The organism is Chryseobacterium sp. 22543 (genome assembly GCF_052044565.1).
Classification (GTDB): Bacteria; Bacteroidota; Bacteroidia; order Flavobacteriales; family Weeksellaceae; genus Chryseobacterium.
In genome coordinates this window covers 315671-335532 of sequence record NZ_JBQENH010000003.1, presented here as the reverse complement: position 1 = coordinate 335532, position 19862 = coordinate 315671, and the positions used below count along the sequence as shown (strand labels likewise).

General features: G+C 31.7%; 18 protein-coding genes. 7 read left to right on the top strand and 11 right to left on the bottom strand.

Annotated elements, in window-relative coordinates; genetic code table 11:
• Both ACTJIP_RS12350 and ACTJIP_RS12345 read right to left on the bottom strand, forming a co-directional pair.
• Window positions 1-1461, bottom strand: a complete 1461-nt coding sequence (locus ACTJIP_RS12350) for a serine hydrolase domain-containing protein (protein WP_077417103.1) — start codon at window positions 1459-1461, stop codon at window positions 1-3.
• A 138-nt stretch (window positions 1462-1599) separates the two neighbouring features.
• The gene (locus ACTJIP_RS12345) at window positions 1600-2355 is read right to left on the bottom strand and encodes a helix-turn-helix domain-containing protein (protein ID WP_228408817.1); all 756 of its coding nucleotides are present in this window, start codon (window positions 2353-2355) and stop codon (window positions 1600-1602) included.
• A 768-nt stretch (window positions 2356-3123) separates the two neighbouring features.
• On the opposite strand from ACTJIP_RS12345, the gene ACTJIP_RS12340 reads away from it, so the two are divergent.
• The 4 genes from ACTJIP_RS12340 (at window position 3124) to ACTJIP_RS12325 (ending at window position 7769) form a co-directional block, all read left to right on the top strand.
• Complete coding sequence (locus ACTJIP_RS12340) at window positions 3124-4260, top strand: helix-turn-helix domain-containing protein (RefSeq protein ID WP_440704635.1); 1137 nt, start codon at window positions 3124-3126, stop codon at window positions 4258-4260.
• A gap of 88 nt (window positions 4261-4348) precedes the next feature.
• Window positions 4349-4888 carry a DUF3575 domain-containing protein gene (locus tag ACTJIP_RS12335; protein ID WP_077417097.1) on the top strand — a complete coding sequence of 180 codons (540 nt, stop codon included), beginning with the start codon at window positions 4349-4351 and terminating at the stop codon, window positions 4886-4888.
• Window positions 4889-5155: 267 nt separating this feature from the next.
• Window positions 5156-6220 carry a helix-turn-helix domain-containing protein gene (locus ACTJIP_RS12330; RefSeq protein ID WP_257468920.1) on the top strand — a complete coding sequence of 355 codons (1065 nt, stop codon included), beginning with the start codon at window positions 5156-5158 and terminating at the stop codon, window positions 6218-6220.
• A gap of 256 nt (window positions 6221-6476) precedes the next feature.
• The gene (locus tag ACTJIP_RS12325; RefSeq protein ID WP_440704634.1) at window positions 6477-7769 is read left to right on the top strand and encodes a serine hydrolase; all 1293 of its coding nucleotides are present in this window, start codon (window positions 6477-6479) and stop codon (window positions 7767-7769) included.
• A 179-nt stretch (window positions 7770-7948) separates the two neighbouring features.
• On the opposite strand, the gene ACTJIP_RS12320 is transcribed toward ACTJIP_RS12325, so the two are convergent.
• Window positions 7949-8494, bottom strand: a complete 546-nt coding sequence (locus ACTJIP_RS12320) for a hypothetical protein (protein ID WP_440704633.1) — start codon at window positions 8492-8494, stop codon at window positions 7949-7951.
• 11 nt (window positions 8495-8505) lie between these two features.
• Window positions 8506-8631 carry a hypothetical protein gene (locus ACTJIP_RS12315; RefSeq protein WP_440704632.1) on the bottom strand — a complete coding sequence of 42 codons (126 nt, stop codon included), beginning with the start codon at window positions 8629-8631 and terminating at the stop codon, window positions 8506-8508.
• Window positions 8632-8991: 360 nt separating this feature from the next.
• Between ACTJIP_RS12315 and ACTJIP_RS12310 the strand changes: the two genes are divergently transcribed.
• Window positions 8992-9288: a hypothetical protein gene (locus ACTJIP_RS12310; RefSeq protein WP_131327963.1), complete on the top strand. Its 297-nt coding sequence runs from the start codon at window positions 8992-8994 to the stop codon at window positions 9286-9288.
• 381 nt (window positions 9289-9669) lie between these two features.
• Here the strand turns inward: ACTJIP_RS12310 and ACTJIP_RS12305 are convergent, their stop codons facing one another.
• The 5 genes from ACTJIP_RS12305 to ACTJIP_RS12285 all read right to left on the bottom strand — a co-directional run bounded on the left by ACTJIP_RS12305 (window position 9670) and on the right by ACTJIP_RS12285 (window position 15925).
• Window positions 9670-10578: a hypothetical protein gene (locus tag ACTJIP_RS12305; RefSeq protein WP_440704631.1), complete on the bottom strand. Its 909-nt coding sequence runs from the start codon at window positions 10576-10578 to the stop codon at window positions 9670-9672.
• Window positions 10565-12349, bottom strand: coding sequence for an ORC-CDC6 family AAA ATPase (locus tag ACTJIP_RS12300; RefSeq protein ID WP_440704630.1), 1785 nt, complete (start codon window positions 12347-12349; stop codon window positions 10565-10567). The genes ACTJIP_RS12305 and ACTJIP_RS12300 overlap by 14 nt, the downstream gene beginning before the upstream one ends.
• Window positions 12339-13547 (bottom strand): metallophosphoesterase family protein, encoded by a 1209-nt coding sequence (locus tag ACTJIP_RS12295; RefSeq protein WP_440704629.1) that lies wholly within the window; start codon window positions 13545-13547, stop codon window positions 12339-12341. The genes ACTJIP_RS12300 and ACTJIP_RS12295 overlap by 11 nt, the downstream gene beginning before the upstream one ends.
• Window positions 13534-14454 carry a DNA adenine methylase gene (locus ACTJIP_RS12290; protein ID WP_440704628.1) on the bottom strand — a complete coding sequence of 307 codons (921 nt, stop codon included), beginning with the start codon at window positions 14452-14454 and terminating at the stop codon, window positions 13534-13536. The genes ACTJIP_RS12295 and ACTJIP_RS12290 overlap by 14 nt, the downstream gene beginning before the upstream one ends.
• A gap of 553 nt (window positions 14455-15007) precedes the next feature.
• The gene (locus ACTJIP_RS12285) at window positions 15008-15925 is read right to left on the bottom strand and encodes a hypothetical protein (protein ID WP_440704627.1); all 918 of its coding nucleotides are present in this window, start codon (window positions 15923-15925) and stop codon (window positions 15008-15010) included.
• Between the two features lie 203 nt (window positions 15926-16128).
• On the opposite strand from ACTJIP_RS12285, the gene ACTJIP_RS12280 reads away from it, so the two are divergent.
• Window positions 16129-17091 (top strand): alpha/beta fold hydrolase, encoded by a 963-nt coding sequence (locus ACTJIP_RS12280; protein ID WP_440704626.1) that lies wholly within the window; start codon window positions 16129-16131, stop codon window positions 17089-17091.
• 112 nt (window positions 17092-17203) lie between these two features.
• Here the strand turns inward: ACTJIP_RS12280 and ACTJIP_RS12275 are convergent, their stop codons facing one another.
• On the bottom strand, window positions 17204-17875 hold the full coding sequence (locus tag ACTJIP_RS12275) for a hypothetical protein (RefSeq protein ID WP_440704625.1): 672 nt from the start codon (window positions 17873-17875) through the stop codon (window positions 17204-17206).
• Window positions 17876-18048: 173 nt separating this feature from the next.
• Window positions 18049-18636: a Crp/Fnr family transcriptional regulator gene (locus ACTJIP_RS12270; RefSeq protein ID WP_440704624.1), complete on the bottom strand. Its 588-nt coding sequence runs from the start codon at window positions 18634-18636 to the stop codon at window positions 18049-18051.
• Window positions 18637-18988: 352 nt separating this feature from the next.
• Here ACTJIP_RS12270 and ACTJIP_RS12265 point away from each other — a divergent pair, with 352 nt between their 5' ends.
• Window positions 18989-19750: a hypothetical protein gene (locus tag ACTJIP_RS12265; RefSeq protein ID WP_077417080.1), complete on the top strand. Its 762-nt coding sequence runs from the start codon at window positions 18989-18991 to the stop codon at window positions 19748-19750.
• Window positions 19751-19862 lie beyond the last annotated feature (112 nt).

The window sequence follows — 19862 nt, the reverse complement described above, 5'->3', positions numbered from 1 at the left end:
CTATTTTTTAATAATCTTGACTTCTGTTTTCAGCGAATCTCTTGTTAAGATGACAGAGTTTACCTTTCCATTGCTAAAATCAAATTTTAACAGGTTCGGATAATCTACAATTCTGAAGGTTCCATTTTTCAGATAGAGTAATTCATACTCATTTTTCCCTTTAAAATGTTCTAAAATTGGAGACTCTACATACAGACGGTTATTCTTTTCAAGAATTTTCGTTTCCATTCCCTGTCCATACAGAAAATCATCATAGGTTCCGATGAGTTGTTTTTTAAGATTTAATGGGAGTTCCTGAATATCTTCATGAATTGTTTTATTCCAATCCATCAATGTGAGAACCTTTGTTCTGGTATAATTCATTACAGGAAAACGATTCGGTTTCTCACCATTGGCAAGATATACCATCCCATTACCATCTGTCATAGAAGCCAAAATATTGCCACCAACTCCAGTATTGGAACCATTACACGAGAACCAATCATAATTACTATATCCAAAAGATTTTTGCCAGCCATAGCTCCATCCTCCAACTGCATTTTTCAAAGCAGTCACTTTTGTTACTTCTTTTGCTACCTGATGAGAAATCACCTTATTGTTTTTATTGCGTAGCGCATTTTGGATCTCAATGGAAAGCTTAGCTAAATCTGTAGGAGTAGACCATAACCCTGATGGTGCAACCTGAGGCGTGATGGGTAGACCTGTTTTTATCACTTTTCCTTCTTTATCATGTACAAAAGCCACATTCTTTAGAAATCCTTTTTCATTAGGCTGAATCATTGTGGTATTTTTCATTCCAAGAGGAGAAAAGATATATTCTTGTGCCAATTCTGCAATAGATTTATTCAAAGTATCTTCTAATGCCATTTGGATGATTACATAGCCACCACCGCTATATTCAAAGCTGGTTCCCGGTGTGAACAAAAATTCAATTTCCTTATCATATCTGGGAATCTGCCCTAAAAGGCTTTGTGTTATCGTTGGAATTTTTTCTCCTTCATAATGATCTTCAAATCCCCCCTGACTTGTACCGGCTGTATGATTTAAAAACTGTTTCCAGGTTGGGCTATTATTTTCAGTAAACTTACTTTTTGGCAAATGCCATCGCTTTAAGTATTTATCTATTGGATCATTCAGGTTGATTAAGCCTTTTTCTTCAAGAATATGGCAAAGAAGTGCGGTGATTGGTTTTGTAATAGATGCTGTAGAAAAAGCAGTGTTTTCATCTAACTTTTCTTTAGAATTCATTGATTTTACTCCCACCTGGCTTGAGTATACAATCTTATAATTTTCAAAAACAACAAGGCTGAATCCAGGAAGTTTGTACTTTTCTAATTGGGGTTCAATATTTAAACTATCAGTAAGAAAGCTGTAATCTCTTTTTTCCGAAAAAACTTTTTTACTTGTTTGGCAGCTTGAAAGAAACGCTATAAGAATTAGTAAATAAAAGGAGCTTTTCATGGTATCGTTTTTTTATGTTAAAAATTATTTCGATACAAAGATGTGGAAGACATTAAAGCTATGCGACCGAGTACATGTAATCGGTCAGATTTGTCTAAAAAAATGAGTACGAATCTTTATAAAAAAGAGTACGGATAATTACAAAACACTGTCTTGTAGATTTTTGCGGTAGGAAGTCGGCGTATTGCCAGTGTGCTTTTTAAAAGCGGTATTAAAGGAAGATTTTGAATTAAAACCAACTTCGTATAGAATTTCTAAAATCGTTACCTTACTTTTTGAAGTATCTTTTAAAATATCCTTAGCACTTTCTATCCGATAAGCATTTACGAAATCATAAAAATGCTGCCCTAATTGATGATTGATTAAAAGAGATAAATCCCGGACAGGAATTTCAATATCATTGGAAACATCCTGAATGGTTAGCGAAGAGTTCAGAAAAGGTCTTTTCTCAACCATATATTTTTTCAATTTCAAAAGTTCTTCATTATATTCTTTTTCATCTCCCATTGATTGATTACTGCTTTTTTCTTCGGAAACAATCTCAGAAACAAGTTTTAGTTTTGAATCAATATTTCTAAAAAGATCAGGGTTATTTAACGCTTTGAACAGATACCAACAAAAAATAAAAAGAGATGATACGAAAAGTCCGATCTTGATCCATTCCGAAACATTTTGATAATCAGAGAATTTCAAAATATTTTTTAAAAGAGCTACCGCATATAAAATGCTCAGTACAACGGTAAACTGGAATAACCAGTTATAGGAACTGATGTTTTTTCCTGCATAGTTTTCAAGATATAATTTCTTCGATTTTCTTAGTACTCTAAAAACGGCAATGATATATAGAACCATCTGCAGATGTATTAAAATATGAATAAACTGAAACTCTATCATATTTTGACGATTCTGAATAAAACTCATTTTTGATGCCGCGTCCACAGTATAAAAACGAGGCAGTAAAACAAGATTAACAATCAAAAACGGAAGCAGATGCAGCAGATATTTTGGCTTTAGCTTAAAATCAGAGTAACAGACTGATATGATATAAAGATAAAAAACAGGAATCTGCAGAAAAGCAAAGGTGGTCCTAAACATTCCCAGGTTGGACGGACCATCAGTTACCATGCTAAACAAAGGCTCACTAATATCTATTGCATTTAATATTAGAAAAAAAGCAAATAAAGAATTACTTATTTTGTACTTTGTTTTAAGGGTAATCAGGAAAAATGCCAGAAACAACGAGATGAATAAAGAGATTATATTTACAATAATTAATAAACTAATATTATCCATTCTTTATTCTTATTTGTTTATTGCTATTTTATTTTTAAATTTTTATTGGAATTCCGAAAGTCTATCAAGGTTAAAAATCCAACAGGTGCAAATATAAAAATTAGATTGACTTTTGTTTGAGTTTTTTTCATCAAAAGTATATTAAATAGCTATCCATCAGACGAGCAAATTACAAATTGATGATTTTCAACAATATAAATGCAAAATATTTCCAAGATTAAGATTATCCATTTCATACTTTATATTTAAAACGATCTCACTCATCCGGTCTTCCCAACTGAAGTAAAAAAAATATGATAACTATTACTGATTAGTTGTATCAGTTTATATGAAAGAACTATATTTAAAAACATCTTTTATATTCAAAAATTGATTTATACAACACTTTTAAATATTGCGATTTTCCAGGGAATAATCTTAGGCTTAATTATTTTAAAGTCTTCCCTATTCAATAGCAATTCAAATAAATATTTGGCATACTTGCTATTTGCACTTTCCATTGTCTTACTAAATTATGTTTTTGAAATTGAGGGAGCTTTCATATCCTATCCTTTATTGCGTTTTATAGACAATATCGACTGGGTATTTTTGTTACCCGTTTTTACATTTTTGTTTATTATAAATCGTATTGATAATGCAGTTAAAAACAGGCAAAAAACGTATTTGTATTACATTCCATTTGTCTATAATAGTATTCTTAATACTGCCATCTGTCTTGATACTGTAGCAGGAATTTATAAAATCCCTGAATCTTACATGTATCTAGTCAATATACTTCAAATGATTCAGCTTTTATTGGCGGTAATTATTATCTTGTTTCTTCCTTTCTATTCTTATTTTATGATAAGGCATTTAAAAGACTCACAAGAGAAAAAATGGGTCATTACCTTATTAACCATTATCTATCTGGTGTTACTTGTCTGGCTTACGACCTATATGACTGGTTTGTTTTTTGGATTAGATATTTCCTCTACCATGAGCGTCCTTGCTTTATGTGCAACATTCATCATGCATTGGACAGCTTATATAGGTATTTACAAATATAAACTGGCCAAAAACAAAGATGCTATCTATAATTTACTAAATAATAGTTCTGTTATTTCATATCCCGATTTGCAAATTGTACAAAATAGTACACCGCAAGAATATAAGGAATCTATCACCGCTGATAATCTTTATTTTCAAAAACTGGAACTTCTTTGCAAAGATCAGCACATTTATACTGACAGTACATTAAACAGAGAAAAAGTGGCTGAAAAACTAGGCATAAGCGCGGGATATCTTTCACAAATTGTAAACACAATAACAGGAGATAATTTTGCCCATTATATCAATCAATATCGAGTGAAAGCCGTCAAGGAAATGATATCAGATCCTGAATTTGAAAACTATACTTTGCTGACGATGGGATTAGAATCCGGGTTTACTTCAAAAACAACTTTTTATAATTCCTTTAAAAAAGTGACTGGTCAGACGCCAAATGAATATAAAAACACCCTCAAATAAGTACCATTTTCTCCATTTTTAAGCTTTTGAAACCCGTTCTAATTTGAATTATTTGAGTTTTGCATTCAAATAATTCAAATTAATTTTTATGAAAAAACCCTTTTTACTAGCCATCATTTTGTTTGCTTTTAATTCTGTCAATGCTCAAAATGGACCTGATGCAAATCCTTATCAGAAAAACAATGAAATTAAACTGAATCTAATTTCGCCATTATCCGGTGCTGTAGAAGCAGGTTTTGAGCGGTACCTCAGCAAAAATTCGTCACTGGGAATTTCTGTATTTAAGGTTTATGATAATACAAGAGAAAAAGATATGAATTACTACATCTCTCCCAATTACAGATATTATTTGGGGAAAAAATATGCTTCCGGTTTTTTTGTCGAAGGATTTGGAATGTTCACTTCCATTGATGGAAAAAAAATATATGCCGCAGACAATCTGACATTCACTGAAGGTAAAGATGTATATGATCTTGCACTGGGTGCAGGTTTGGGATGGAAACTGGTTACAAAGAAAGGATTGGTTTTTGAAGCCAACACTGCCTACGGAAGACTAGTCTTCAATGCAGATAAAACAGATCACAATCAGGTTCTAAAGCTAGGCTTAAGTATTGGTTATCGATTTTAAAATCAACTCTATCTAAAAGAATAAATTATTTATTAAAGTATTTTGATGATGTCCTTGTTTTGGTCACTGAAGGAGACAATTATTTCATAGTTGTCTCTTTTTTCACAGGTATAAAAAACTGTTGAACAAAAATTACAGTAAAACATCAAATATTTTAATTTGGGAAGAATTAAATTTGTATTTCTATTAGAAACAATGGACAAATACAACTTTTTAGAACTCGTTTCCTCTATTGGGATTTTCATGGTACTTTTGCTTGCCTTGTTTTTGATTACCGTAAAAGCCAAGCACAGACTTTCAAATTGGCTTTTTGCTTTTTTTGTTTTTACCAATGCCGTAGATGCATTAAAATTTTTACAGCGAGAATTTCCTGTTAATTATATCAACCTGGAGGCGTTTCGTTGGAGTATTGTTTATTTGGTCCCGGCATCGTTTTATCTCTATGTATTGTCTGTTTGTTACTCCAATTTTCGCTTAAAACCGAAATATTTACTGCATGCAATTCCCTTTGTTGCTTACAATTTGTATTTAATGTGGGGAATCTATTTTGTAGACAGAGCCTCGAAAATAGATTTTATAAATGGCATGAATGATATGCCTTTAATGCAATTTTTTCAATTTCTTTTTGAATTTTTGTTTCAAGTGTATTTTATTGCTTCATTTCTAGTTATTAGAAAATCCAGAACGGTCTATCTCGAGAATTATACGAATCCGAATATTTCCGTACTTAACGCGCTATACAAAATAACAATTTTATATTATTTCATACATTTTTTAGTACTTCTAAGATGGCTGGTTACTTTTACATTTGGTTTAGGAGAGGTCAGACAATGGATTGTAATCCTTGATGGGTGTGCGTTTTTATTTTGTACCTGCTGGTATCTATTTACTGCATTAAACAATCCGGAATTTTTTCGAGGAGTAGATTCTGAGCTGAAACCTATCACAGAAGTTGTTCCAAAACAAAAAACCAGCCTTCTCCCAGTTGAAGAAAAAAATAAGGAAATTAAATTTTTAAAAGATTTTATGGTTGAAAAAGAGCCTTATCTGGATTCCTCATTAACCATTCAGGATTTAGCAGAGCAAGTAGAAATGCCTGTTAAAGATTTATCTACTTTGATTAATTTGTATATGGATAAACACTTTTTTGATTTCGTGAATGAATACAGAATTGAAAAAGCAATGCAAATCCTAAAAGATCCTTCTCAAAAAGAACTGACGGTTTTGGAAATTTTGTATCAGGTTGGTTTTAATTCCAAATCTTCCTTTAATACCTCTTTCAAAAAATATACAGGAAAAACACCAACAGATTACAGAAAACAAACTTTGTAAAATCAAATTATTTTCAAAAAATGAGTTCGATTTTTTTTAATCGGTCGCGTCCTGAGACTTTCTGAAGCATATTTGCATCAAAAAAACAAATTCAAAAAAACTCATGAAAAATATAATTGTACCCTTTCTTTTTCTATTTTCAATACCTGTATTTTCTCAAAAAAGTGAGAAAAATATTCAATTCGTTACGCAACAAAAAAAAGATATCACATTTGATAAAACGAAAAATAGACACGTTAATCAAATTGATTCCTTAATGGCAAAATCCTATGAAAGAGGTTTATTCAATGGAAATGTCCTGATCGCTAAAAATAATAAAATCATCTATCAGAAATCATTTGGTTTTACAGATGAAACGCATACAACTTATTTAAATGATAAGTCGATATTTAATATTGGCTCCATTGCAAAGGAATTCAATGCTGTTGCCATCATGATTTTAGTGGAACGTGGTCTTCTTAGTCTTGATGACAAGGTATCCAAATTTAATTTGGGCCTGCCGAAATGGTCTGAAAAAGTGACCATAAGACATCTTATTAATTATGCCAGTGGTATTCCTCCCATCGAACAATTAAAACCCGAAAATGATGCGGAGGCGTGGGATATTTTGAGAAGTAATGACAGCCTGCTCTTTGAACCGGGAACCAGTTACAGGTATGATAATGGAAATGTATTTCTACAAAGAAGAATAATTGAAAAGGTAACCGGAATATCATTTGAGGAATTTGTTATTAAAAATATAGTGAAACCATTGAAAATGACCAATTCTGTATTTGAACCCAAATTGGGTTATAAAAACCGAACATCGTGTTATGATATGGACAATGCCCGATGCCCGGAATTGAAATTTATCAGCGGATGGCTCTGGGTAGATAGTAATGATCTCTATAAATGGATTGAAGCACTGAATTCTAATCGATTAATATCCAAAGAATCTCTTCAGACTTTGCTGAATAACCCATACGCAAAAGATGAAGGCGGGTCACTTGGCAGATACTTTGAAAATGACGAATTGCAAAGACATAATGGAGTCTCTTATAAATTTGAATCTATTTATTTAAACGATTTTAAAAATAATATTACCATAATTCTGGTGTCTAATAATCTAAATAGAGTGTGGGACCTGGGGCATATTATTCACAACCTAATGTTGGGAAAAGAGTACGAAATTCCTAAAAAATCTATTTATCAACAGATCAGAAAAGAATCTCTGGGTGACGTAAATAAGGCTATAGAAACCTACCATGTACTCAAAGAAAAATCTAAAAATGAATATAGCTTTGAGAACCCAGGCGAGCTTAATAAACTAGGATATGAACTATTAAGGGGTGGAAATGTAGATTCAGCCCTTAAAATTTTCAGCCTTAATGTTTCTGAATTTCCCGCATCAGCCAACGTTTATGACAGTCGCGGTGAAGCCTATTTCAATAAAAAAAAATATCAATTATCAAAAGACGATTATCAGAAATCATTAGAGCTGGACCCCACCAATCAAAATGCGAAGGAAATGATTTTGAAAATCAACCCACTTTTGTCTTCTAAAAAATAACAATTAAAAAGCACTACTTTAAAAAGTGGTGCTTTTTTCATTCCAGATCGATTTGTCTGTATTCGACTTATTGAAATTTATAAAATCATTTTTTCTATTCAGATGAATTAAAACTTTTATTTCTTCCCAAGTTTTGAGACTGATCTACAACTCCTACTTTTTATTTGCGCACAACCTTCTTATCCTGAAATGGTATCAGCCATTTTCTTTTCTCTCCTTCTTTGAAGAATAAGGTGTGCTGCATCCAGCATTTTAACCGTATGGATGTAGGGCATCACGATATTCCTTTCCGGTAGATTTTCATACACACCCATTGAGAAATAGACGATTCCGGACATAAAATAATCATATTCTTTGAGGGTGTATTCCCTGAATGCTGTTTTGAACACCAGCAGCGGATTCCGGTATTCTTTCTCCGAAAGCAGGCCAAGAATCCACGGGGAAATCTTTTCCTGCCGGGTATCGACCGTCCATTGCCTTTCCTTCAGCATGATGAGATACCCTGCCCGGATCAACGACCTCATCGAATGGTAAAACTCAAAGATCACCGCCGGATCTTCATTGATCCAACTATTCCTCTTTACCGCATAATTCATAATATTACTGAGCAATTCTTTGGAAACATCCAACTCATTGAAATGAAAGAACGTTTCCATCAGTTGCAAACCGGAGCATTTCTTACCTGCCCGAAACCGGGTATTAAAATCTGTTTTTATCCTTTTCATTGTTTGTATTTTTAGAATGCATGAAACCACCAGCCTACCGATGTACGCTGAGCTGTATGATAAATAGAAATAAAATCTATGTTCCCGTGAAAGCCCTGAAGCCGCAATGGATTGTACACTCCATTGTATCCTATCATGATACTTTATGTAGTGAAGCAGCTTAGAAAAAGATGATTGTAGAAAAGCAGAACAGCATGAAATAAAAACGGCATGAGACTCTACAATATCCGTCATTGAGGCACTGGTATACCTTGCACACAGATAAGAGAGCCCACGCCTAGGTCGTGAGCTTCCTGCTTATCGTCTTGTGTGTCTAAAAATTACCAGTTTTCAATGACAAGATTCTAAGCAATAGCTTCTATTATTCTTTGAAGTATCGCAAAGCTACATTTATTGTAGCTTATTGTACAAATATAATAAAAAAAATCAAATCATTCGCTATAACGAACAGTAAATTTCATTTTAATCTTTTCATTTGAAGAATGATTTATAAGCATATGCAGGATAAAGAAATTTTTAATAAAAAAAATGCCCTACTCAACAAGCGTTTATGCAATTTTATCGCAACAAAATTTCTACGTATATATTATGATCAAGAAAATAATATCATTTCACAAAATAACTATGCTAAACTTTGTGGGATAACTTCTTCTACTATTTCAAAATTGAAACTTCCTGATGGATATGATGTTCCGATGTCGACAATTTATAATATATTAAGACACGAACGCTATTCACTAGAAAAATTTTTCAAAGAATTTGAAGATGAAAATGGCATGAATATACCTAACTAAAATATATCGACTTTCCTAAGTCTCATTACTTTCGGTTAAATTATATTTCAATAAAATATAACACCAATAATATTTGTGAAAATTTACTTATTGAACTTACATATAAAGCTTTAAGTGCGGCTTCATATCATTTATTTTCATTTTTACACAATGATTAGTATTATAAACTATCACTATCTGACTCATAATCTGATAGTCATTAATCGAGACAAAGATAATCTTCGGAGCTATAAAAATTAAACACTTACAAAATAATGTAAGTGCTTTTTATTTCTTGTAAGAAAGTTGAAAAATTTATCTAAAAAAACAAATAAACTTGAGAAGATTGAAATTGATAAAACAAGAACAAATAATTAATATTATAAAACTTCGTTCGAATATCTATTTCTCGTAATAAACTTCACTTATAATAAAGGTATCATCATCAAATGGTTCTCTTGGATAAGGATTTATATCTTCACCAGAACCAATTCTCCATATTTCAATATCAGGAAACATAATTGATAATATCATTGAAACGAAAGTAAATGGTTTCGGACCAATCGGTGAAATTATGATGTTATATTCACCACAAAACTTGTAATAAATGGTTTTTAACTTATTTTCTATATCAACTAAATCACTAAAATTATATGTTTCCGTAGTATCTGAATAGTATTTTAATACATTTTCATTGTTAATCTCAATTGAATTAGTAAATTTTTCATCAAGGGTTGGTTTGGAATACATTAAAAAGACTTTTGCTGGGTCAATTTGGTCTATAATTCCTTGTGCCTTATTTTCTTCATATCCAATTCCTACGATTAAGGCTTTTGGGCGATTATTTGGAATCGTTATTTTCCCTGGTAAAGGACTTATATCAGAGTTAGCTTTAGGACGTAAGGGTTCTGAAAATTTAGAAGGTGTATATGAAAAGATACATGTTACTTTTTTTAAACTAAACTCCTTGTTTGAAAGATACAACATTATAATATAATACCATGATTTTGTCATGCAGGAGTAATCTACAACTATTTTTAAACTATCTTTTTCACAATTCATTATGTAGTCATCTAATAGATCCTCAATTTCGTAATGGTTCCTTATGTACTTATTTTCAATACCAGAAATTTCTTTAAATTCATTTTGATAATAAAGAGAGATAGTTTTTAATATAAGATTATTACTTTTAATCTTATTATATAGACTATACTTTCTTGATTCATTATTATTTGCAAAAAGGAATAAATCTATTTCTAAATCTTTTAGATCATCAATAGATAATTGATAACCATACTTAATTTTCATCATAGTTAAATAAATTTGGCATTGTAGTGTTAGTATTATCAGAAATTATTTTATCTAATTTAATACCTTTATTAACACGTAATGGTAGTTTAAATTGTGGACTATATAAATATGAAAGTTTAAATCGTTTATTTTTTAAATCAAAGTCAAAACTTTCCTGATTTTCATTAACCAATATAAAAGCACCTTGCAAAAGACCTTTTTCAATAATATCCGTTAATTCAATATTTTCAGGATCATATATGAAAGTAGAGTAAGGTTCTGAATCGAAATTTTTATTCAAAAGTGCATTTTCAAAAAAACGACCAATTCTGATTATAAACTCCTCCATATTTAGCTTATACTTATCATTATTATAAGGGGTATTATTGATAAAATTACTAAAACGGTTTGATGTTTTTAAAATTTCGTCAAATTGTACATTTGCATCTGCCTTTATAGTATCCGATCTATCTAGAATAGAATTGATTAAACCTATTAACCACCTTGGGTTTCCATCAGTTATAGAAGATAATATTTCGTACCCGCTGTATAATTCTATGAATTTCTTATTTGTATTTAAAGTAATTTTACTTTTGTTATTTTCTTTTATGAAATAATTCCGGTAATAAACAACTGGTTTTATTTTTCTGAAAACTGAAGATAATTGTTTTTTATCTGTAGGAATTGGATTGTCAGGATCAATATTTTTAGATAATAAATATTCTTTAAATGATATGTCTTTGGAGGCTAGTTCTTTAATTTGAATTATATAATCACTATCACTCGTATATGATTCTTGCCCTTCAAGAAATCTATAATTTGATCCAAAATAGTCTTTTGGCTTTATAGATATTTTACGTTTTTGTAGTAGTCTAATGATTAATTCTTTTGCGAATTCATTATTAGATTGTGCATGAATTTCCCACATTTTAATAATATCAAAATCATTACCAGGAGTAGCACCAGATTCATCTTTTAAAACTTCATCAACTTCTTTTGGTAAAATAGGACTTGAACTCAATTTAAATAATATTCTTTGATCAGTACTACGTAATAATCTATAAAGTTGCTTTTTAAGCCAAGTAGGAGCAAATTCAAGTTCGTCAAAACATAATGCCCAAAATTTCTTTTTTGGTTTATATATTCTTTCAAATAGATCAATAATTAAAGGAATAGTATCAACATAATTGAGGTGTAAGAAATCAAAATTTTCAAACTCATAATTCTTATTATATATAACCTTTGAAAGATTTTCATTAATTACATTACGTCTAAGTTTTAAAGACTCCTTAATAGATGTCAACTGTGGAACTGTGTTATTACCTAATTTTAGAAAATCAATAAGTCCAAAACAAAATTCAATATCTATTAATGCAGATTGCTCATTAATATGAATTTCATATGTCAATACATTTAGAAGTGTATCGCAAAGTGATTCAAATATATTTGTTGTTACGCTAAATTTAGATATCAATTCAATTAGCTGATTATCAATTCTTGTTTCATGAATTGCTATATCCTTATAGAGCCACGAAATATCAGTTGGAATATAAACAGCATAAAATGGGATATCTTCTCTAAATTTTTCTGCTATTTTATTTTTCCAATTATGAAGTGCAGGAAGTGTCAACATTTTCATTAAAGTAGTTTTACCACAGCCCCTTGCACCTAGAATTACGGTGTGAGATTGATTTTTTAGAATATCAAAGCTCGGAGAAAAAATAAATGTTTCAGCTATTTCCTTTGGATCTAGATTTCTCGCATTAAAGCTATTTTGAAAATTAATTGCCATGAGCTAATCTTTCTTTAAGTTTTGCATTGTTATAAACTACATCAGGATATTTACTTTCATCAAAGGTAACACCATAGTTTATCTCCTTTAAGTTATCAATAATTTCTTGTAATTCATTAGCCATTAAAAATTTTAAATCTTCGATTTTATTGCATAAATCTTCCCAATTAATTATAGGCTCATCATTAGTGATTTTGGTTATCTCTCTTAAAATTTCACTTTTTTGTTTTCTTGAACCAAAACCTGTTTTATAATCAAAGCCTTCAGAATTATTGTGCCATCCAATCTGAAATTTATAATTGGGTGTTTTAATAATGCCTCGAGAAACTCCATCTTTTTTTTCAATTTCTATGAGATGTACATAGTTAAATTTGCTAGCAAATTGTATTTGGTTTGTTGCAGAAAAACTACCAGAGGAAAGAATTTGAATTTCTCCAGAGTCCGTAGAATATTTTTTAAATTTTGGAAAATGTTTATGCCCATGAATTATTAAATCGAATTTATGCTTTGCTAATGTTGCAACAAGTTGATCTCCATTTTCAACAAAATCATATGCGCCTAAATTTTTGTCATCATGTTGTATGGGATGATGGTGACACATCATTATTTTAATCTTAGTATCATCATGATGCGCGATTAGATATCGGTCAATTTCTTGAATTGCAGCTATTGTGATTAAACCTTTTACAGTAGGGCTATCTACTTCGTCTGTATGGGTATGAAAATGAGTTGTATTGATCACTAATAATTGTAATTCTTCCTTTTCTATAAATGTAAACCCTTTTTCCCAAAAAGTTCCTATTTCTTGATCTGAGATAGGATAATTTTTTTTTATGCCTTTTGGAATAGTTAAAAAATATGCAGTATTAATATGGCGTGAATCAATATCATGATTTCCTAATGTTGCATATGTTTCACCAGCTTGAAATAAAGATGAAATTTCTTTAACATAATCCCATCCAGATATAAAACCCTGCAAATCAGAATAATTAGTCACATCTCCTGGGCACAATAAATAATCTACAGTAGGAAAATCATCTTGAAGAGAACCATTATAGTATTCGATGAAACTTTGAACTGGATGTGAGTTTATATCATCTCTTAGTATATTTGTAAATAAAGTTGTGCAATTCTCTTTTTCAGATTTTTTAGGATGACAATGTAAGTCACTTATCACAGCAATTTTAATTTTTTTCATCTTGATGATTAAAGTTTTTTTCTAGATTATTAATAATAAGTAGTTCCTTTAAGTCTCCACGCTTTTTTGGATCTGAATTTATGTATCTTTTTGCATTTACGCAATCAATTTGGTAATTACTATAAAGATCATCAAAAAAGCTATGATGTTTTTCATGTTCAGACATGTCAGAATTGCTCAAAACCCATAAGTGTTTATCCTGATTTAATTTGTCACAAAAGTCTCGTAGCCTGAATTGCTCACTATCATCAAAGTTAATGTGTGAATACGAATTAAATTGTGACGTTTTATTTAGTGGTTTATAAGGTGGGTCTATATAAAAGAAAGCTTTTTCACTTCCAAGAATTTCATATGTTTTTTCATAATCGCCACTTAATATTTCAACGTTCGTCAAAATTTCACTAACATTAACCAAATTTTCTTTATTACAAATTTCCGGTTTTATATAGCTTCCTATTGGAACATTAAATTCATTTCTTTTATTGACCCTATACAAACCATTAAAACATGTTCTGTTTAAAAATATAAAAAGAGCTGCTTGACTAATATTGTCACTATTCCTAAGATTATATAATTTTCTTTTTGAATAATAAAATTCTGATCTAGTTTCTAAATCTAAAATAGAGTGATATTCACATTGAAGTTCTTCAAGAATTTTTATTAATTCACTAACATTATCTCGAACCGTTATATAACTATTAATTAAGTCTACATTTATGTCGTTAAGGATTACCCTATCGAAATTATTGTAGTACTGGTATAAACCAAAAAAGACAGAACCTCCACCTAAAAATGGCTCAACATATGTCATTTTTTTATTTTCAAATTTGCTAGGCAAGACATTAATTATTTCATTGATAATTTTACTTTTTCCCCCTGCCCATTTTATAAATGGTTTAGCTTTCATTCGCTGATATCTCCACTGATGTAAGTTGGAATTTCTAAGTTTTAATATATTCTGCAAAGTTACCGTTCGTTTTTAATATACATAAAATTTTTATATATTTTCTTCTTATAATATTTTTCAAATACTTAAGGAGTGTAGTATCATTTTATTAATAATGGAAAGATATATTTAAATTTTGATTGGAATATTTCTAATAATAAAAATTTCCACCTAGATCCCCGAAGTCTCCCAACTTTGGAGATTTTATTTCAAACAAGTAATTAAAACTCAATCCCCCGCTCTCCTAAGTCTCCCGACTTTGGAGCAAATTTAAAGGAAATAATACTTGCTAGCTCAAAGTCGGGAGACTTTCCTCACCAGAAATCAAAACAAAATATCCCAGCATTCGTTGGGATTTTTTAAGCAAAATAATATCTAATCCTGTATTCTTATAAGGTTTATATTATTTTTTCACCAGCTCTACTTTATGGTTTTCCGCCTTTCCTTTTTCATAACTATTATCTGTATATCCGTTAGTAAATACCTGTAAAACATACAATCAGCTGTGGCAACTTTATGCCCCCATATGTTTTAATATCCAGTTTAAACATTCTTTAGAATCCATGATACTCCAGGAATGAGGATGTCTTGTACCGTCCGGACGAATTCCACGGTCATTGGTGATGACAAGATCAGCGTTTTTGTGGCCTTTTAGTCGTAATAGATTAATCATAGCTGTAATATCTGCCACATTAAGGTCGTAAATATCCCTTCCTCTGTTTTCCATCTGCCATATAATCCCCGGTTCTGTATACATCAGAATAGGGATATTCAGAAGATATTTTGCATTGCCGCCATCTTTTTCACGATAAGAAAACATGGATTCTCTTAAGTAATTGGCTCTGTTTTTATCCGGTGTACCCATAGCATCAACCATTTCAGCAGTTAAATATTTAGCTTCATTAGTTCCAATATCAGAATAGTTTCTTTCCATCTCTCTCTGCAACCTGTAATACATATTCTCGTAATCTAACGGTGTGTCAAGAGCGAATACAGAATTGGGTATAAAATAGGTGTTTTTGTCCCTGATTGCCCTTTCAGCATAGGTAAAAGCCAGCATTCCACCGCCGGAAAGTCCTCCAATTGATATTTTATCTTTGGAAATTTTATGCTTTTCCACTGTATCTTTTACCATTCTGTCTAAAAACTTCTGCTCTATATGAAATCCAAAATCCCCATCTTCCCAGGTTGGGAGTAATACGATAAGATTCTTCTCCAATGCCAGATCATCCAGATTAATCTGATTCATTACTTTTTTGCCATTTTCACCTCCACCCGGTAAAATAACAAGTATTCCTTCAGGTTTATCCTTCGGAAGTAATTTCAAATAATGGTTCTGAGTATCTTTAAAAGTGATTTTTTCAGGAGTCTGCCCAAAAAGGTTAGTACAAAATAGGCCCAGGAGAAGGGTAAAGCATCTGATGTTCATCATTAAATAGGTTATTAGTGGTTATAACGCTGATTCCCAAAAAATATTTGATTCATAAAAAGAAAACAATTTTATTGACCAGCTCAAAGTCGGGAGACTTTGCGCAGCGGAAGGTAGTAGATCTAATTTATTTTTGACTGCTGACACACTGCTGTCACGTTGCGGGTGTAAGTTTGCATCATTAATTAATCTTTAAAAGAATAAAAATGACAAACGAAATTAGCTCAGTATTTAAGCCAACCCATTTTCCCAACCCTACTCTTATTTCAGTCAATGGTGTAGAACTGGAAGTTTTTGAAGCAGGTAAACAGAATGCTGGAAAACCTATTGTACTCTGCCACGGCTTTCCGGAACATGCTTTTTCCTGGCGTCATCAGGTTTCAGCATTGGTTGCAGCCGGGTATCATGTGATTATTCCCAATCAGAGAGGGTATGGCAACTCATCCCGTCCGTCCGAAGTCACTGAATATGATATTGTACACCTTACGGGTGACCTGGTCGCACTACTCGATTACTTTGGATATGAAGATGCCACTTTTGTTGGTCACGATTGGGGAGCCAATGTTGTTTGGAACCTGGCACTATTGCATCCTGAGCGGGTAAATAAAATAATAAATCTGGCCTTGCCTTACCAGGAGCGCGGAGAACAACCATGGATTGAGTTGATGGAAGCTATATTTGGAGGAGACTTCTATTTTGTCCACTTCAATCGACAGCCAGGAGCAGCAGATGCTATAATGAATGAAAACACCTCTCAGTTCCTCCGTAATATATTCCGCAAAAATGTACCTGCAACACCACCAGAACCCGGAATGCTGATGATCAATCTTGCAAGAGCAGAAAATCCACTGGGAGAACCCTTAATGAAAGACAACGAACTGTCTGTATTTGTTTCTGCTTTCGAAGCATCAGGATTTACAGGAAGCATCAATTGGTACAGAAACCTTGATAGAAACTGGCACTTAATGGCGGACGTAACCCCAATCATTCATCAACCAACTCTTATGATATATGGTGAACAGGACACAATTCCCAAATCCGAAAACCTAAAAAATATTGTTCCTAATCTGGATATTGTGAGTCTGGATTGCGGCCATTGGATTCAACAAGAAAAGCCAGAAGAAACTACCCAAGTAATTTTAAAATGGTTAGAACAACAGAATGCTTAACAAAGAAGTAAAAACGTATTTTCCTTAAAGCCAAACAAGTCTAGCCTTCCTTCAATAAGTTGGAATGAAGCCGCTCTCAGGAGACATTGTGCTGCAGAGAAATAAAAAACACTTATATTTTTCTAATTGTATTCCGCGTAAGACTGATATAATTAAACATACAAAACGTTGCTGCCGCCCCGAAAGTATGCCATAAAAAGTGGGTTCCGAAACTGAACCATTCCCATTTGTCAGCGATACGGAAGGTCAATGCAAAAACAAATGACAATACAGCAAAGCCTACCCATTTACCAGCTTTCCATTGGGTGTAGATTAAATAACGCAATACCGAGAAAACTACAAATGAAGCCATGATTGCATAATTTAGGTTGATGAAAAGTGAAGGATTATCTATCAAAATCCAGTTTCTCAAAGCAAACATGAGCAGTACATATATGAGAACCATTACAACAGCATAATACCATTTCGTACTCTGTGCTATAAAATAAAATCCGGCAGACAGGCAGAGCAACATAATGGGCAGCCAATCCATCATAATAAATACCGGCCATTGTCTGAATGAATGATAAACAGTTCCCCCTATGGCACCAATATATAATAAAACCAAACAGTAGGTTAAAAAAGGATATTGTTTAAAATTACCTTTCATTTTAAGGGTCCAAAAAATGGCTATGGCTAAAAAAAATACAGCTGTCACCGCATTTAACGGCTCAGGAAAAAACTGAGCCATATCTGTTTCTTTATATAACATGCCTCCGTCCGGAGGTAACTGATGTATTGGCATTGTCCTTTTTATATTTGTTCATAGGCATGCTGTAGAACACAAAATGCAAACAGAGCCAATTTTATTTAACATGAGTAAATTATTCTAAAATACTTATTTATTTCTCAAAATATTGAAATCTGATGTAATTTTTTAATTAATTCTTTATAAACACTTTTTCCGGCGCATAATCATCAGTTTTTGATCCGCCGCTGACGGATTTTACTTAAGAATTGCGGAGTAATTCCAAGATAGGAAGCAATCTGTGTATTGGGAAGCCTGTTGGCCAGCTGAGAATAATGTTTAAGGAAAAATTCATATTTTTCTTCTCCTGTTGCACTTATATTCTGAAGTACCCTATTTTGGAGCTCGATGAATTTCTGTTCGATAATTATTCTGAAGTTTCTGTCGAATTTGGGATAATACGTATAAAGAAACCAAAGATCATTTTTTTCAATCTGCAAAACAGTGGAAGTTTCAAGAGCCGCAATATACAATTGACTTGGTTTTTTATTATGAAAACTGTCTATATCCACAATCCAGTCATTCTCTGCCGCAAACTGGAGATTATGTTCTTCGCCGTTACCATCTATATTGTACATTTTTAAACATCCTGAGACAACAAATGTATAATATTGACACACTTCATTTTCTTTCAGAATAAACTGTTTTCGTTTGATTCTCCTTTCAACAAAACGTTCATTCAACACTTCAATTTCTTTCTTTGAAAGCGGAATATAGCTTTTAAAATATTCTACAAGCGGAATGGTTTCTTTTGACATTGTAAATAAAACTTGTTATATAGATTCTGAATAAATCACCATAACAATATATCAAAAAAAACTGAACAGATACACATATGAAAAGCTTCAAAAAAAATAATATCAAAATATAAGCTCAACAATGTTCTTTTTTATATCAACAATCATAAAACAATATGCAGAAGCTCAAAAAACAGATTATTTGTGAAAAAAATATAATATTTGAACGTAAGAAATCACCCATAAGAAAAATATTTGAAAAAATAAATACCTTACTTTCTGGCATAACAAAATTTATCTGATTATATTGCATCTGTCTATTAATAGGTGTTTCCCCCACTGAACAGACCAATGTATATACTTTTAAAAGCCGATGAAAGAATTACAAAAACTCACCAAAGATCAATTATACAAAAAACTCAAAGAAAAATCTGAAAATCTATATACCATTGCCCATGAAGCGCTGGAAAATAATTTCTTTAATGAAAGTTCTTTAGATGAAGAAAGTCTTGCCGAGTTTCTTGAAATGCTGGATGAGGAAACAGCAGAAAAAATAAAAGATGCTTCCCTTCACATTAATAATGAAAATGACGCTCCAGAGATTGTCCTCATAGAGAACGAAAACAGCACTTCCCTTGAATTGATTACCGATGAAAATGAGGGCTATAAAATCATTTTCATAGAAGGTGACATTCATTTATCCGAAACCCTTTTTGTTGAAGACTATATCGTTCTTATTGCAACAGGTAATATACAGGCAGAAAATATTATCATCAACGGTTCACTGTACTGTTCCGGAAATGTTACCAGCAAAGTATTATTCGGAGCATCTGGTAATGATAATGAAACGTATATCGGTGGAAGTATTATGACTTCTCTGATTGCAGAAAACGGACATTATACGGTTGCAGAAGGCAATATATATTCCAGGTATTTAATTAGTTTTCATAACGAAATAACAGGAAAAACCGGAAAGTTCATCGAAAATATCAGCCTGGAAAAACCAAGTGAAATTGGACTGCTGAATCCCGAAATTCTTGACGAAGACGGATATTTTGATGAAGATTCTTTTTTAAACTTTATTGATACCAATCCTCCGGATGCCTTATTTGTAAAACCTACTAACTTATTTTGATATCCCCCACAGCAACAGATTGTTATAAACCAGAACCCTAAAGACTTTTCATCACTGTTTATAATCAGGAGAAAAAATTTTTTTCTAAAAAAACTTTAGAATAACTTTGCAA

Excerpts from the sequence above, each read along its gene's own strand:
- ACTJIP_RS12350 (WP_077417103.1), bottom strand. The coding sequence starts at position 1,461 with ATGAAAAGCTCCTTTTATTTACTAATTCTTATAGCGTTTCTTTCAAGC.
- ACTJIP_RS12345 (WP_228408817.1), bottom strand. The coding sequence starts at position 2,355 with ATGATAGAGTTTCAGTTTATTCATATTTTAATACATCTGCAGATGGTT.
- ACTJIP_RS12335 (WP_077417097.1), top strand. The coding sequence starts at position 4,349 with ATGAAAAAACCCTTTTTACTAGCCATCATTTTGTTTGCTTTTAATTCT.
- ACTJIP_RS12325 (WP_440704634.1), top strand. The coding sequence starts at position 6,477 with ATGGCAAAATCCTATGAAAGAGGTTTATTCAATGGAAATGTCCTGATC.
- ACTJIP_RS12320 (WP_440704633.1), bottom strand. The coding sequence starts at position 8,494 with ATGAAAAGGATAAAAACAGATTTTAATACCCGGTTTCGGGCAGGTAAG.
- ACTJIP_RS12315 (WP_440704632.1), bottom strand. The coding sequence starts at position 8,631 with ATGATAGGATACAATGGAGTGTACAATCCATTGCGGCTTCAGGGCTTT.
- ACTJIP_RS12310 (WP_131327963.1), top strand. The coding sequence starts at position 8,992 with ATGCAGGATAAAGAAATTTTTAATAAAAAAAATGCCCTACTCAACAAG.
- ACTJIP_RS12305 (WP_440704631.1), bottom strand. The coding sequence starts at position 10,578 with ATGATGAAAATTAAGTATGGTTATCAATTATCTATTGATGATCTAAAA.
- ACTJIP_RS12300 (WP_440704630.1), bottom strand. The coding sequence starts at position 12,349 with ATGGCAATTAATTTTCAAAATAGCTTTAATGCGAGAAATCTAGATCCA.
- ACTJIP_RS12295 (WP_440704629.1), bottom strand. The coding sequence starts at position 13,547 with ATGAAAAAAATTAAAATTGCTGTGATAAGTGACTTACATTGTCATCCT.
- ACTJIP_RS12290 (WP_440704628.1), bottom strand. The coding sequence starts at position 14,454 with ATGAAAGCTAAACCATTTATAAAATGGGCAGGGGGAAAAAGTAAAATT.
- ACTJIP_RS12285 (WP_440704627.1), bottom strand. The coding sequence starts at position 15,925 with ATGATGAACATCAGATGCTTTACCCTTCTCCTGGGCCTATTTTGTACT.
- ACTJIP_RS12280 (WP_440704626.1), top strand. The coding sequence starts at position 16,129 with ATGACAAACGAAATTAGCTCAGTATTTAAGCCAACCCATTTTCCCAAC.
- ACTJIP_RS12275 (WP_440704625.1), bottom strand. The coding sequence starts at position 17,875 with ATGCCAATACATCAGTTACCTCCGGACGGAGGCATGTTATATAAAGAA.
- ACTJIP_RS12270 (WP_440704624.1), bottom strand. The coding sequence starts at position 18,636 with ATGTCAAAAGAAACCATTCCGCTTGTAGAATATTTTAAAAGCTATATT.
- ACTJIP_RS12265 (WP_077417080.1), top strand. The coding sequence starts at position 18,989 with ATGAAAGAATTACAAAAACTCACCAAAGATCAATTATACAAAAAACTC.